18 protein-coding genes are annotated in these 13,156 nt (G+C 38.4%); 3 read left to right on the plus strand and 15 right to left on the minus strand.

From position 1 onward, the window contains the following. Positions 1–15: 15 nt before the first annotated feature. Positions 16–177, plus strand: a complete 162-nt coding sequence (locus NDM98_RS06150) for a hypothetical protein (RefSeq protein WP_251605386.1) — start codon at positions 16–18, stop codon at positions 175–177. A gap of 54 nt (positions 178–231) precedes the next feature. On the opposite strand, the gene NDM98_RS06155 is transcribed toward NDM98_RS06150, so the two are convergent. The 7 genes from NDM98_RS06155 to NDM98_RS23900 all read right to left on the minus strand — a co-directional run bounded on the left by NDM98_RS06155 (position 232) and on the right by NDM98_RS23900 (position 4,291). After that, on the minus strand, positions 232–714 hold the full coding sequence (locus NDM98_RS06155) for a BsuPI-related putative proteinase inhibitor (RefSeq protein WP_251605398.1): 483 nt from the start codon (positions 712–714) through the stop codon (positions 232–234). Positions 715–728: 14 nt separating this feature from the next. Next, complete coding sequence (locus NDM98_RS06160; RefSeq protein ID WP_251605414.1) at positions 729–1,550, minus strand: YitT family protein; 822 nt, start codon at positions 1,548–1,550, stop codon at positions 729–731. Between the two features lie 33 nt (positions 1,551–1,583). Next, entirely contained in the window at positions 1,584–2,351 is a 768-nt protein-coding gene (locus NDM98_RS06165) for a serine aminopeptidase domain-containing protein (protein ID WP_251605417.1), read from the minus strand. A gap of 57 nt (positions 2,352–2,408) precedes the next feature. Then, entirely contained in the window at positions 2,409–2,684 is a 276-nt protein-coding gene (locus NDM98_RS06170) for a YbyB family protein (RefSeq protein ID WP_251605421.1), read from the minus strand. Positions 2,685–2,765: 81 nt separating this feature from the next. Then, positions 2,766–3,143 carry a rhodanese-like domain-containing protein gene (locus tag NDM98_RS06175; RefSeq protein ID WP_251605424.1) on the minus strand — a complete coding sequence of 126 codons (378 nt, stop codon included), beginning with the start codon at positions 3,141–3,143 and terminating at the stop codon, positions 2,766–2,768. A 58-nt stretch (positions 3,144–3,201) separates the two neighbouring features. Then, positions 3,202–3,660, minus strand: a complete 459-nt coding sequence (locus NDM98_RS23895) for an AI-2E family transporter (RefSeq protein WP_506324394.1) — start codon at positions 3,658–3,660, stop codon at positions 3,202–3,204. Positions 3,661–3,694: 34 nt separating this feature from the next. Beyond that, entirely contained in the window at positions 3,695–4,291 is a 597-nt protein-coding gene (locus NDM98_RS23900) for an AI-2E family transporter (RefSeq protein WP_307728692.1), read from the minus strand. A 190-nt stretch (positions 4,292–4,481) separates the two neighbouring features. Here NDM98_RS23900 and NDM98_RS06185 point away from each other — a divergent pair, with 190 nt between their 5' ends. Continuing rightward, positions 4,482–5,054, plus strand: coding sequence for a GerMN domain-containing protein (locus NDM98_RS06185; RefSeq protein WP_251605427.1), 573 nt, complete (start codon positions 4,482–4,484; stop codon positions 5,052–5,054). Positions 5,055–5,974: 920 nt separating this feature from the next. Here the strand turns inward: NDM98_RS06185 and NDM98_RS06190 are convergent. The 3 genes from NDM98_RS06190 to NDM98_RS06200 all read right to left on the minus strand — a co-directional run bounded on the left by NDM98_RS06190 (position 5,975) and on the right by NDM98_RS06200 (position 9,187). Continuing rightward, positions 5,975–6,583 carry a hypothetical protein gene (locus tag NDM98_RS06190; protein ID WP_251605430.1) on the minus strand — a complete coding sequence of 203 codons (609 nt, stop codon included), beginning with the start codon at positions 6,581–6,583 and terminating at the stop codon, positions 5,975–5,977. 66 nt (positions 6,584–6,649) lie between these two features. Beyond that, complete coding sequence (locus NDM98_RS06195) at positions 6,650–8,158, minus strand: acyl-CoA carboxylase subunit beta (protein ID WP_251605434.1); 1,509 nt, start codon at positions 8,156–8,158, stop codon at positions 6,650–6,652. 195 nt (positions 8,159–8,353) lie between these two features. Further along, entirely contained in the window at positions 8,354–9,187 is an 834-nt protein-coding gene (locus tag NDM98_RS06200; protein ID WP_251605438.1) for a dimethylarginine dimethylaminohydrolase family protein, read from the minus strand. A 121-nt stretch (positions 9,188–9,308) separates the two neighbouring features. Between NDM98_RS06200 and NDM98_RS06205 the strand changes: the two genes are divergently transcribed. Beyond that, positions 9,309–9,503, plus strand: a complete 195-nt coding sequence (locus tag NDM98_RS06205) for a hypothetical protein (RefSeq protein ID WP_251605441.1) — start codon at positions 9,309–9,311, stop codon at positions 9,501–9,503. Positions 9,504–9,534: 31 nt separating this feature from the next. Here NDM98_RS06205 and NDM98_RS06210 read toward each other — a convergent pair whose 3' ends face one another. From NDM98_RS06210 to NDM98_RS06230, 5 genes are all read right to left on the minus strand, one after another. Beyond that, complete coding sequence (locus NDM98_RS06210; protein WP_251605443.1) at positions 9,535–9,675, minus strand: lmo0937 family membrane protein; 141 nt, start codon at positions 9,673–9,675, stop codon at positions 9,535–9,537. Positions 9,676–9,792: 117 nt separating this feature from the next. Then, a complete protein-coding gene (locus tag NDM98_RS06215) occupies positions 9,793–10,089 on the minus strand; it encodes an IDEAL domain-containing protein (protein ID WP_251605446.1) in 297 nt (98 codons plus the stop codon). Between the two features lie 197 nt (positions 10,090–10,286). Beyond that, a complete protein-coding gene (locus NDM98_RS06220; protein WP_251605449.1) occupies positions 10,287–10,658 on the minus strand; it encodes a response regulator in 372 nt (123 codons plus the stop codon). A gap of 17 nt (positions 10,659–10,675) precedes the next feature. Then, positions 10,676–11,116 (minus strand): chemotaxis protein CheW, encoded by a 441-nt coding sequence (locus tag NDM98_RS06225; protein WP_251605452.1) that lies wholly within the window; start codon positions 11,114–11,116, stop codon positions 10,676–10,678. A gap of 29 nt (positions 11,117–11,145) precedes the next feature. Continuing rightward, positions 11,146–13,140 carry a chemotaxis protein CheA gene (locus NDM98_RS06230; RefSeq protein ID WP_373370393.1) on the minus strand — a complete coding sequence of 665 codons (1,995 nt, stop codon included), beginning with the start codon at positions 13,138–13,140 and terminating at the stop codon, positions 11,146–11,148. Between the last annotated feature and the right edge of the window lie 16 nt (positions 13,141–13,156).

Genomic DNA, 13,156 nt, shown 5'->3' on the forward strand with positions numbered 1-13,156 from the left:
AGGTAACACGTCACCTTGGATCCTATATTTGAAACCTATTGGAACGGATCTACAAAAAAAACACCGGAACGATTCACAGCTGAACACTACCATTCAGCTGATGAAGAAGAGGCAGCATGGACGTCTTTTCGAGAAGCTGTTCAAAAGGCTGCAACAGATCAAAATTCTAAGAAATAAGAAACAAAAAAAGCTCGGGAATCATCTTACCAAAAATGATTTCCGAGCTTTTTATTATTTTGTAATTTCAACATCTATTGTTGTTTTAGGAAGTTCAGAATTGTCCTCTGTCTTACCAGCTATTTCTGCTTGTAGTGTATAATTTCCTTCTTCAATATGAGTAAGAGGGATTGACTCTTCATACGTACGAGAATCCCCTTTTTCAATTTCCTCTTCCATAATAGCCATTGTAAACATCATGCCCTCAGAGAAACGATACACTTCTTCATCTGCATCATCTGTCATAACCAACTCATATGCCTGTGAACTAGAAAACTCAAGTGTTTGTGTATCATCCGTATTATTTGTCAATTGTAGTTCAACTTTAAGATCTTCATTTTCTTGAACTGCTTGAACTTCAAGCTGCCAGCCATTCATTTCCTCGGCTCCTTCCTGATTTTCTTGACTCTCATCACCCGGTGCTTCTGCTTCTTGTCCACACGCAGTTAATGTAACGAGTAATCCCGTTATAAGAATTGGCTTCCATTTTTTAAACATAAGACGTCCACTCCCTATTGTTTGTTAAATAATCCGTAGACACTAGCTGTTTCAACAATATTTGTAAACGCAGTTGGATCGACATCATTGATAATTGTTTTCAGATCGTATAATTCGTATCTCGTTAACACGATAAACAATACTTCTTTATCATCGGATGTATATCCTCCTTTTGCTTGGACCCGTGTAATACCTCTTGTTAGTCGTTCATGTATTGCTGTTCTTAACTCTTCTGCATGTTTTGTTACAATCATAGCTGTGAGTTTTACGTAACGTGTATGAATGGCATCAATAACTCTTGACGTTACATATAGTGCAACCAATGTATATAAAGCTTTCTCTGGATCAAATAAAATTCCTGCTGCAAAAACAATTAAACTATTTAAGACAAAGAAATAAATCCCAACTGGACGATCACTGTATCTCGCAAGAACCAAAGCGATGATATCTAAACCTCCAGAGGATGCCCCCAAGCGAAGCATGAGTCCTGCTCCTACGGCTCCTAGAACCCCTCCAAATACTGCGTTAAGAAGAATATCCTGTGAGAAGGCATACTCAGGCAATACTTCAAGAAAAAAGGAGGTAATCGCTACACTGACAAAACTATATATAGTAAAGCTTTTTCCAACCTTCATCCAACCAAGAATCGCAACTGGAATATTTAATAAGAATAACAATAACCCAGTCGAAAGATCAAATAAAGAAGCTATTAACTGCGAGACACCAGTAAAACCACTCGCAAAAACATCAGCTGGGATTAAGAAAAAATTAAGTGATGCGGCGAGTAACGCCGAACCGATAATAATAATGATGACTTTCTGAATTTCCTTAAACATTCATACACCTCTTATTTGATCTACTAATGATACCTATTTCAGATGAGTTGAAAACCAATCTGTTAATTGAAAAAATGCTGTCCGTGATAAAACATGTTCTGTGTGCTTTTCTGTGTACAAAGCAAGCCGGTCTGGAAATGATTTGTAATCTGATAATAATTCATTATAAAGCGTTGTTGAATAACTGGACGGGACTACCTGATCCTTTTCTCCATGCCAGATCATTAATGGTCTTCCATTTAGAGCATGAAGTTGAGTCGATAAGTCAAAAGGTTTCAAACTTATCAGGGTTGCATTCACCTCTTCATCAGGGATCGGTAAACCTTGTTTCTTCAATTGATCAATTTGTAACATGGCAAAATGTTCGTAATACGCACTACCCATTAAGCTAACAGCAGTATGAATCCATTGATATTGACTCAAAGCACCATACGTTGTGATGCCTCCCATTGATGTTCCGGCTACGCCTATTCGGTTAGGATCACTTAACCCACGACTGACTAGGTGATTTTTTAATCCTTCTAGCTCACTTATGGACGTCATCACAATTTCCCAAAGCATTAATGTTCTATTGAATCCAGTTATATTCGCTTCACGCTCTCCATGATGCAAGGCGTCAGGCAAAATGACTCGAAACCCTTTGGACGCAAGATGGTAAGCTATATGTAAGTTTTGATCTTTGGCACTAGTAAGTCCGTGATAAAAAAAGACCGTTGGCTGATTGTCTTGATTCATTATGGATTGCTCTGACACATGTAAAAACGGAATATCACCTAACTGCTCTCTAACAATCGAAATCATCGTGAGTTCGTCTCCTTTTATTGAGATCTCAAAAGATAAAGCCACCAAAAAGGTGGCTTACTTGTTATTTAACTGTTGCTCTTCATTGTAACGTTGTACGCTATACAACGCTCCTTCACCAACCATTTTGCTATCTTCTGATTTAGGCACAGGGTTTCCTAACTGCTCGTCCTGTTTGGGTTCACCCGAAGTTACCTTATCCGAAACTTTATGGTAAGAATCTTTAACGACTTTAGAAACTCTAGCACGTCTGGACTCATCATTTAACCAAATGACCGCTCCACTAACTGCTCCTGCAACGGCTGATGCTACAAGCCATTTTTTTACACCCATTAAGATCTCCCCTTCCTTCTCTTATTAAATATATTTTCCTATTCCAAACGATATTAAACATGAATTAGATGATCCTATCGATCATTTTCCATCTTCATATAATTCATCTGTATGTTTAACAACCCATTCCAAGCCATCTTTCACTTCGCCTTGCCATGAAAGCATACCGCCTGCAAAATTACGAACATTAGTCATGCCTTGCTCCTTTAAATAGCGAGCAACATTTTGACTTCGTTTTCCACTTCTACAGATAAAAACATATGAAGCATTACGATCAAAATCATCCAAAAAACTCGGAATCGTATTCATTGGAATTAATGGAACCCCTGGAATATGCGCTTCTGCATATTCATCTAACTCTCGCACATCAACTAGTATTGGTTCTTTGGCTCCAGTAGCCAAAAGCTGACGCAATTCTTCTTGATCAACCTGTACAATACCTTCTTCTTCAAATGACATCGGAACTCTCACCCTTATTGTTTATTTTTATTTAGTGTAAGGAAGCATATACGGTGTGTCAATCAACTGGCTTTGCTATCTTTAATTTAATCAGTCGATATGTGTGAGAAACAATGACTTTGCCTACCGCATACGTTGGAACAGCTAAAAGCAATCCTAATAATCCAGCAAAACGACTTGCCACTAATAATAGAAATATAATCGTTACTGGGTGGACATTTAATTGACGTCCCATTATTTGTGGAGAGATTAAGTTACTTTCAATTTGTTGAATAACCAACACGCCTAAAATAACGGCAAGAACCATAAATGGAGAATCAAATAGTGCCACAATAACAGCCGGAGCTGTCCCAATCCATGGACCGATAAACGGAATGACATTTGTGAGCATCGCAACAATCGCTAAAACAAGTGCGTATTCAAGTCCAATACTCAAATACAAGATTAAGCACAAAATACCCACACATACACTCACAAGAATTTGCCCCTGAAGGTATGAGCTTAATGCCTTATCCATATCAGAAAGAATGCGACGACCTTCCTCCTGTTGTTTAGCAGGAACAAATTTTAATAGGAAAGCTTGGAGCTTTGTCTCCTTCTTTTAATAGATAAAATAAAACAAAAGGGAAAATAACAAGAACAATCACAACACTCGCAACGGCCCCTATCACTTTTGCAATATTTGAACCAAGTGAGGTCACATAGCCTTCTAAATTTCCAGTGATCTTTTCAACGATATCGTTAAATGAGTTCTGTCCAGACTCTTGAAAACGCTGAACATATTCATTTTCTTGTAAATTAAGGATCATGTCTTGTCCTTGTTCAATATAAGTTGGAACATTATCTACAAAGCTGCTTGTTTGAGATTGAATTTCAGGACCAATAAGTAACACACTTCCAGTTCCTAGCCCAATTAATGCCAGGAATACAATGAGGATAGAAAGGCCTCTCGGAATTTTTTTACTTAAAAGGTTCACTAAAGGTCTTAATAGATAGTAAAATACTCCTGCAATTGCAATGGGAGCAAACAATGTTTGTACTAGAATAGCAATTGGTTGGAAGATAAAGCTTACCAATGAAGCAAGATAAATGATAAGCAAGATTAGAGCAATTCCAACCCCTACTCTAAAAGATTTCGACTGAGGCATATAGGGCAATTTCCTTCCTAAAACATTTTTTTTAAGTATATCACTCTTATTGATGAACAGGAAACGGGGACAGATATTATATTCTATCTATATTTCTAACCTTTGATTTTTAGACATGACTTTTGGTTTATGATGATTTTCATATGGGTAATGAATAATAATAGTCTTATTTTTTGAAGGAGGGTTTCCGTTGAAAGCCAAACTAGGTCTAGCAATTGGAACAAGCCTGATGTTGGTGGCTTGTGGGCAAGGAAATGACGAAACACCAACCACGGATACGGGACAAAATGAACCTGAAGAAGAAACTAATCAAGAAGCGGAAGACGAAATGACAACCGAGAGCGTCTATTTGTTTTTCCCTGATGAAAATGTCGAGGAGCTATACCGAGTTGAGCGTAGTATCTCCCAAGACGACATTGAAGGGGCAACTGAAGCATTAGAGCTGTGGCTTGAAGGTCCAGAAACAGATGAATCAAACTTGACCACACTTACTAATGACTCTGCCATCGAGGTGCAGTCTGTTGAAGAAGAGGATGGAATTGCATATGTATCCTTCTCACCAGAATTCTTAGACATACAAGTAGGCTCAGGAACAGAAGAGATGCTCCTGCAGCAAGTTGCCTTAATTATGGATCAATTTGGTTATGAAGAAACACAAATTTTAATAGATGGTGAAACACAAGAACAGCTATTCGGACACATTCAAACCGACCAACCAATTACCTCAGAGGACCCAGAATCATACGAGTTGGTCGAGTCATAAAGGAGATTCCTACGCTTTAGCTCTCATGCGGGAAAATGCCGCTTGGGAGCTTTTTTTCGCTATTATGCAAAACCGTTGAAGACTCAGGGTAAAATAAGAGTGGAAAATCGCTAAGGGCAATACCAAGAAACATCTAGTCAAAACCAAGCTACATTGCAATTCATCAAGATGCTTGTTTCGATAGCAAGAGAAATTGACGAAACGTCAAGAGGGATTGATCTTTTACTAAGATCTGAGTCCCTACACAAAGAATAACAGCGGAGGAAACAAGAGCCTCTCTACCTTAGCAAGAGAAAGGACAACTTTAGCAAGGACCTCCTGCATCACATCAAGAACACTCTTCAAGTCCTAAGACCACACAGCATTTCACAAGCGTCAAATTGACTAAAAGGAATAAACCTATTCAGGTTTAGATCGATTAGACAAAGAATGCAAAGCAAAGAAGGCGTGAGCGCAATACCAAGAAAAACGAGATCGCAATCAAGGTAGATTGCTGATTCACCAAGAGGTCAGCTGCGGTAGCAAGAAAGAATGACGTTAAATCAAGCGGAATCAATCTTTTACTAAGCTCAGTACCTCTACTCTAAGAGAAAACGAGATCAAACCAAGAGCCTCGTCCCATTAGCAAGAAAAACAGTACTTTTAGCAAGAACCTTCGTCCTCACACCAAGAGTCTTCTCCAATACCAAGCCCTTCCTCCCCTCACCAAGAGCCCTCTTCCAAGTACCAAGGCCTTCCTCTCCTCACCAAGAGCCTTCTCCCTATACAAGACCACTCTACTACCACCAGCACTAAAGCCTCCAACTCATCCCGCTTCCCACAAACAATCTCTTTTTAGAACAAAAAAGAGGCGAAAGATCCCACTATTGTAGAATCAATCGCCTATCTTGTTTAAAAATGTTTTATCATTTGACTTAAATCTAATTCTCTACATATGTAAACTGATGCTGTGGAAAACGTTCGGTCAACTGTTCTATTAAATAATCTTGGTCAAAACCACTTGGTTCTTCATCAATGATTTGTTTGATCGTTTCAGAAACGTTTTGCTGATAATATGACACCATATCAACCGATTGATCTGCCCTAATTAGAGATTCATTCTCTCTTATGAAATCAACAAGATCCTGATAATTTGTTGTTTCAATTACGACGGAAATTTCCTCATCTGTATCCTGTGCTTGAACGGTTATTGGCTGTTGTTCGTATTCATTAATCACAAGTGGAAGTGGTAAAGAAAAAGCGCGCGCCTGGCCCTGTTCTACTTCTTGCACGTTATTTTTGTTAACAAATAAATCTCCTAAATAAGCTTGAGGAATGACATTTGATACACTGAAATATGTAGCAACGGCAAAAGCACTTAGTAAAATAGCAACGATATGATCATTTTGCTTTGATTTTGTTTTTTCTTTAAAAAGTTTTGGTATGAGTAAACTCCCAACTGTTACAAATGCAATCAAGAGTCCAACTAATAGAATTTGAAATGGTACCTCACTTAATACAATCACACGATTCTTCCTCTCTTCAGTCAAGCGTAAAACCACCTTATATGCTACCACAGGTTTGAACTAGAGAGAAGGAAAAACACCACCAATCCGCTATAATGGAATGTTTCCATGCTTTCTTTGGGGCTGCTCTCGTTTTTTGCCTTCCACAAACGAGAAGGCTTGAATGAGCCGTTGTCTTGTTTCATTAGGATGAATGATTTCATCAATGAGTGCTTTTTTGGCAGCGTGATACGCATTTGCATATTTACTGCGATATTCGCTAATCTTCTGCTGCCTTGTTTCCTCGGGTTTAATACTTTCTTGAATCTCTTTCGCATAAATGATTGAAGCCGCACCCTCTGGCCCCATCACGGAGACTTCAGCGCCAGGCCAAGCAAATACAAAGTCAGCACCGATCGCCTTACTATTTAATGCAACAAAAGCACCGCCATATGCTTTTCTAATAATAATCGTGATCCTAGGTACCGTTGCAGTCGCAAATGCGTAGATAATCTTTGCTCCATGCCTAATTAATCCACCCTGTTCTTGTTTCAATCCAGGCATAAACCCACTCACATCCTCAAGTACTAATAGCGGATAATTAAAGGCATCGCAAAAACGAACAAATCTTGCACACTTATCAGATGCGTCCATATCAATACATCCAACCATTACTTTAGGATTGTTTGCAACAAAGCCTATTGGCTGCCCATTTAACCTCGCAAAACCAACCACTATATTTCTAGCAAACTTCTCCTGAACTTCAAAAAAGGTTTCATGATCAACAATAGAACGAATGAGTGTCCTGCTATCATAGCCTTTTTTCGGATCATCTGGTAACAAAGTCATTAACTGATCCACTTTTGGTGCCATCACTTCATGAGCATGGCTAGGTTTCCATAAACAAATTAACCGTCGCACTTCTTGTAAAATGTCCTTCTCAGATGCTGCTGTTACATGTGCATTTCCACTTACTGTCGCATGCATCAATGCTCCGCCTAACTCCTCCCCACCAATTTCAGACCCCGTAATGGCTTTTACAACTTTTGGACCAGTAATAAACATTTGACTTGTTTTTTCTACCATGAATATAAAATCTGTTAATGCTGGCGAATAAACTGCTCCACCCGCACACGGACCTAATATTACTGAAATCTGCGGGATGACTCCTGAGTAGATTGCATTTCTATGAAAAATGCTTCCATACCCCTCAAGCGCTGCTATTCCCTCTTGAATTCTTGCTCCTCCAGAATCATTTAATCCAATTATTGGCGCCTTCATATCGACAGCCAAATCCATTAGCCATGCAATTTTCTTCGCATGAATCTCACCGAGTGAACCTCCCGCAACCGTAAAATCTTGCGCAAAAATACAAACCTTTACCCCGTAAATCGTTCCTACTCCGGTTAAGACACCATCATTTAATAGTTCTTCTCCGTCCTGATGACCTGTAGCAAACTGTTGAAACTCAGTCCATGAACCAGGATCTACTAGATCATCAATTCGCTCTTTTGCCGTCCTTTTTCCTTTTTTATGTTGCTTTACTTTCTTTACTTGTTCATCTGCTATGATGCCATGTAGTTTATTTAAATATGCCTGCAAGCTGCTATTATCTGTCATAACTCCACCTCTTTATCTATCTCTTTATATGTCCAGAAAACAGCAGAGTTATGCATGAAGAGTTCGATACAGGGATAGGGTAAGCAGTTATATCCTAATAGTCCATAATCTAATCTAACGCGCCTATCTCTGCCTCTAGTCCCTCATAAAAAACAGGGAAACCGACAATCAACATGTCGGTTTCCCTGTTTGAATTTAATTTTCTCGTGTTAGTGGCATAGTCACGCAGCGGAATGATCCACCTGATTTAATGATTTCGGAAAAAGGGACTTCGTATAAGTCAAATCCGTGTGCCCTCAGCTGCTTGTTCGTTTCCGTATTCTCAGGCAAGACGATGATTTTCCCGTTGCCAACTGAGAGAACATTTACTGCTAAGGAGAATTGCTCTTCCTTTGATACTTCTATTAATGTGTATTTTTCCGCTAACAATTCTAGATGTTTTGCTTCTATGGCCTCTGAGTACACAAGTGCAACTTGATCTGAAACCGGATTGAATACACAGTCTAAATGAAGGTAGGCGCTGTCGAAATGAATTGGATGAATGGATTTTGTTGGGTGTTTCTTTTGAATAAAGTCAATAATATTTTGGCTTGTGCGGCTACTGATTCCAATGAAGATATCATCTCCATCGATAATCACATCGCCCCCTTCTATCGTTCCCCCTGAAATAGGAATATAGGTGACCTGAAGATGATTTAGGTAGTTGCCTAGAACCTTTTCTTCTCCTTGGCGAATCGGTCGTTCAAGTGCAGCTAGATACAAGCTATCTTCTATCACAAATCCTATATCTCTTGTGAAAACTTGTTCTGGATACGCAGAGTCTGGAAGTAATTCATGCACATTTATGCCAAGAGAGGTTAGTGTCTTTTTTAATTCATTATGCTGAGCTAATGCGGTTGGAATATCAATATTTGTTTCCTTATAATGTGCCTGTATTGAATTAATGACTTCTTTTATGCTCATATGTTTCGGCGGACATACGATGACTTCTTTTAATCGATCGTATTCTGTTTGGCAAAAACTTTTCATTCTTGGCTCCCACTTTCGTTTATATTCTTACTTTCAGTCGTTTCATATATGATTGTGATGCGAACAAGCTAAAAGCGATTACATATACTAATTGTGAACCCGCATAAAAGGAGGGTGCCTTATGAACATTCATTCAGATAAACTATTGGCATGGATCAAAAAGGATTCATACTTATATTCTGCTTACCATTATATACGATTAAATATGAATAATCAGGATGAAGCGTTACATTTTATGTATCATCTTTATATTGAAAACTCACCCATTTTATTAAATGGCTTTCATGATTTTCTTGCCAATGAACAAAAAAGCTGACTGGAAAACAATCCAGCAGCTTTTTTACTTGTCACCTTCGTTTAATAACCAACTTATAAATTAACACAATTGCAGCAGCGATCAACAATAGGTGAACTAGTTTTCCTGCAATTCGAAAGATCACACCGATTAACCATATTCCTAAAATAATCAACAAAATCGTCCAAAGCATCTCATCACCTCATAACATTCAGTAAAAAGTTCATATTTTATAAACCATAGTATGCGTTTTACGTTCAATAAATACTCTAAAAAAATACTGGACGCCTCGCGCGTCCAAGCGGAATCTTTATTGAAAAGTAAGATGCAGTTTAAATCCATAATCATAAATTGTTTTTCCATTTTTATGATCCTCAACTAATGTTTTATACTCATTCGTCACGGCCATAAACTGGTGCTTATTCTTGTTGACCAACGATTCATCAATTTGTGCCAGTAATTGATTTTTCTTATGATAATAGAGAGAGTATTCAAGAACTGCCTGTGCATAGAGAGAATAGACGGCAGCCTGGGAGCGCTTTTGCAGTTTTTTTATGATTTCAAGCTGCTTAATAACCTCTTTATCCATTGCGAATTGGTTGCTCATCTTATTTTCCTCCATTTACTATGAATTCTTTGACATTTCTTAAGGCGTTAATGATTAAATACCCCGTTGTTTGTCGAATAAAACCTTCTACTCTATTTTCTTTTGTTCAATGATGTATCCTTGAATCAACTTAAACGATCCTGAAAATCAGGATCGTTTGTCATTTACTTTCAATATACTGGTTCAACCATCATCCGTTACTTCCCTAATGATTGAAGGACGTCGTTAACGGTTTCTACTACTCGCTCTTTTTGGAAGGGTTTTACGATAAAATCCTTTGCTCCAAGTTGGACAGCTTCTAGTACTAATGCCTGCTGGCCCATTGCTGAACACATGATGATGTTGGCGTTGTGATCTAGTTGTTTAATTTGTTTTAATGCTTGAATACCGTCTAATTCTGGCATTGTGATATCCATTGTTACTAAGTCTGGATTCAGCTCTTGATATTTCGTTATAGCTTGAAGGCCATTTTCAGCTTCGCCTACTACGTCGTATCCAGCATTCACAAGGATATCTTTTATCATCATCCGCATAAATGCAGCGTCATCAACGATTAATATAGAAGCCATTTGTTCACCTCATTTTTCTATTCCTGCATGACTTTTTCTAAATTGATTAAACTGAACAATCGTGTTCCGAGCTTTACCACGCCATCAAGATAATGGGCTTCCACACCACCAACTACTTCTGGTGTTGGTTCGATTTTCCCTACAGGAATATCTAATACGTCATTTGCACCATCAACAATTAACCCTAGAATTAACTCTTCATTTGCTGTGATAAGGATTCTAGTTGTTTCATCCGATTCTTTCTCTTCAAGACCAATTTTCTGTCTGAGATCAATAATTGGTGTGATAACCCCACGAAGATTCATGACACCTTTTACAAACGATGCGGTCCCTGGAATCCTTGTAAAGGTCTGCATCCGTTCGATTGATTGGATCTCACTCACTTTGATTGCGTATTCTTCATCGTGCATTTGAAAGATGATTACTTTCATTTGCTCTTCAAGTATTTCGACACTCATTTGCAGTTACTCCTCTTTTTTTGGGATTCTTATTTGATCAAGGCGTTTGGATCCACAATTAAAGCCACTTCTCCATCACCAAGAATGGTCGCACCTGAAATCGCAAACACACTGGTCAGATAATTACCAAGTGATTTTAAGACAATGTCATGCTGACCAATAAGAGAATCTACAACTAAACCTGCCGTCTGGTCGCCTTTTTGGATAATAACTAAGGAATAGAAATCTTCTCCTGAGTCTATTTTAGGCGTGTCGAATACATCTCGGAGGAATACAAGAGGCACAACTTTGCCTCTAAAATCAATGACCTTCTGACCATGAGCACTAAATAATTCGTCTTTATTCACAATGGCTGTTTCTACAATGGATGTTAAAGGAACGGCATATTTTTCCCCACCTGTTTCAACAAGCATGACATCAATGATAGAAAGTGTAAGCGGAAGCTGAATTAAGAACGTTGATCCTTTTTGAAGCTCAGATTGCACTGTGACAATACCGCCTAACGATTCAAACGTATTTCGCACAACATCTAAGCCTACTCCGCGACCCGATATATCTGTAATTTGGTCAGCCGTGCTAAAACCAGGTTCAAATAACAATGCAAATACTTGTGTATCTGTTAAGGTTTGTGCATCTTCTTCGGTGATAATGTTGTTTTTAATTGCTTTATTTAACACCTTCTCACGACTAATGCCAGCTCCATCATCCTTTATCTCAATAAAGACATGATTCCCGCTATGATAGGCACTTAACAGAACCGTACCTTGCGCAGGTTTGCCAACAGCTTCTCGCTCTGCAGGTGTTTCTATTCCGTGATCAATCGAATTGCGCAATAGATGAACAAGAGGATCACCAATTTCATCGATAATTGTACGATCAAGCTCTGTTTCTGCTCCTACAATTTCTAGATGGACTTGTTTATTTAGATCTTTAGATAGATTACGAATCATACGAGGGAATCGATTAAATACCGTCTCAACCGGCATCATTCGCATAGTTAATATAATTTCTTGTAAGTTCCCGGTTGTACGTGACATTCTTTCTACCGTTTCAGTAAGCTCGGTATTCTCAAGCTCTCCAGAAATTTGTTCCAATCTGCCTCGGTCAATAACAAGTTCTTCAAAAAGATTCATTAAGACATCTAAACGGTCAATATTTACTCGTATCGTTTTATTTGTCTCTGGTGCTTTTTGAACCTCTTTTTCTTTCTCATTTTCTTTTTCTTTTGTTGGCTCACTGATTGGTTTTAGTTCATTTTTGTCGTTCTGCTCAGCTTGAACAAAACTAGTCATTGATTGAACAAATACATCGTCGATTTCGGATATGCCAAGAATACGCTTTTTAATCTCTTCACCAGACTCTTTTGAGATAACCGTAACTAAAAAGTCGAGATCAAATTGCTCTTCTTCCAGTAATTCTGCCGCGGGAGTTGATTTAATGACCTCTCCAGCTTGACCAAGAACATCAAACACCATAAAAACTCGCGCCGCTTTTAGCATGGCTTTTTCATCAAGAACAACTTTTATTTGATAAACAGAATAACCTTGCTCTAATGATTCCTCTAAAACCGTACGCTCATATTCATCATATATTTCTAATAGATCAATCATTTCAGTTGTTGCTGAAACCTCGGAAGCTACCTGATTTTTCCCTTTTTCAATGGCTTCTAATTCACGAACTAATGAGGTTACGTCTAACTTACCCTCACCGCCACTTGCGATGTCATCCACCATGTTTTCTAAGGAATCTACTGATTGAAACATAATATCAATAATCTCGGATGTAGCTTGTTTCTTTTTATTTCTAATAAGATCAAGCACATTCTCCATATTATGTGTCAGGTGAGCTAGGTCCTCATAACCCATTGTTGCTGACATTCCTTTTAACGTATGTGCAGACCGAAAAATTTCACCTATAATTGATTCATCTTCTGGCTGCTTCTCAAGCTTAAGAAGATGATCATTCACTGCCTGTAGATGCTCTTGACTTTCATCAAGAAAAACAGCCAAGTATTCTGAATTCATCAAAACTACGTCCACC

This window comes from Alkalicoccobacillus plakortidis, assembly GCF_023703085.1.
Lineage (GTDB): Bacteria > Bacillota > Bacilli > Bacillales > Bacillaceae_D > Alkalicoccobacillus > Alkalicoccobacillus plakortidis.

Excerpts from the sequence above, each read along its gene's own strand:
- NDM98_RS06155 (WP_251605398.1), bottom strand. The coding sequence starts at position 714 with ATGTTTAAAAAATGGAAGCCAATTCTTATAACGGGATTACTCGTTACA.
- NDM98_RS06160 (WP_251605414.1), bottom strand. The coding sequence starts at position 1,550 with ATGTTTAAGGAAATTCAGAAAGTCATCATTATTATTATCGGTTCGGCG.
- NDM98_RS06165 (WP_251605417.1), bottom strand. The coding sequence starts at position 2,351 with ATGATTTCGATTGTTAGAGAGCAGTTAGGTGATATTCCGTTTTTACAT.
- NDM98_RS06170 (WP_251605421.1), bottom strand. The coding sequence starts at position 2,684 with ATGGGTGTAAAAAAATGGCTTGTAGCATCAGCCGTTGCAGGAGCAGTT.
- NDM98_RS06175 (WP_251605424.1), bottom strand. The coding sequence starts at position 3,143 with ATGTCATTTGAAGAAGAAGGTATTGTACAGGTTGATCAAGAAGAATTG.
- NDM98_RS23895 (WP_506324394.1), bottom strand. The coding sequence starts at position 3,660 with ATGGATAAGGCATTAAGCTCATACCTTCAGGGGCAAATTCTTGTGAGT.
- NDM98_RS23900 (WP_307728692.1), bottom strand. The coding sequence starts at position 4,291 with ATGCCTCAGTCGAAATCTTTTAGAGTAGGGGTTGGAATTGCTCTAATC.
- NDM98_RS06195 (WP_251605434.1), bottom strand. The coding sequence starts at position 8,158 with ATGACAGATAATAGCAGCTTGCAGGCATATTTAAATAAACTACATGGC.
- NDM98_RS06200 (WP_251605438.1), bottom strand. The coding sequence starts at position 9,187 with ATGAAAAGTTTTTGCCAAACAGAATACGATCGATTAAAAGAAGTCATC.
- NDM98_RS06205 (WP_251605441.1), top strand. The coding sequence starts at position 9,309 with ATGAACATTCATTCAGATAAACTATTGGCATGGATCAAAAAGGATTCA.
- NDM98_RS06210 (WP_251605443.1), bottom strand. The coding sequence starts at position 9,675 with ATGCTTTGGACGATTTTGTTGATTATTTTAGGAATATGGTTAATCGGT.
- NDM98_RS06215 (WP_251605446.1), bottom strand. The coding sequence starts at position 10,089 with ATGAGCAACCAATTCGCAATGGATAAAGAGGTTATTAAGCAGCTTGAA.
- NDM98_RS06220 (WP_251605449.1), bottom strand. The coding sequence starts at position 10,658 with ATGGCTTCTATATTAATCGTTGATGACGCTGCATTTATGCGGATGATG.
- NDM98_RS06225 (WP_251605452.1), bottom strand. The coding sequence starts at position 11,116 with ATGAGTGTCGAAATACTTGAAGAGCAAATGAAAGTAATCATCTTTCAA.
- NDM98_RS06230 (WP_373370393.1), bottom strand. The coding sequence starts at position 13,140 with ATGAATTCAGAATACTTGGCTGTTTTTCTTGATGAAAGTCAAGAGCAT.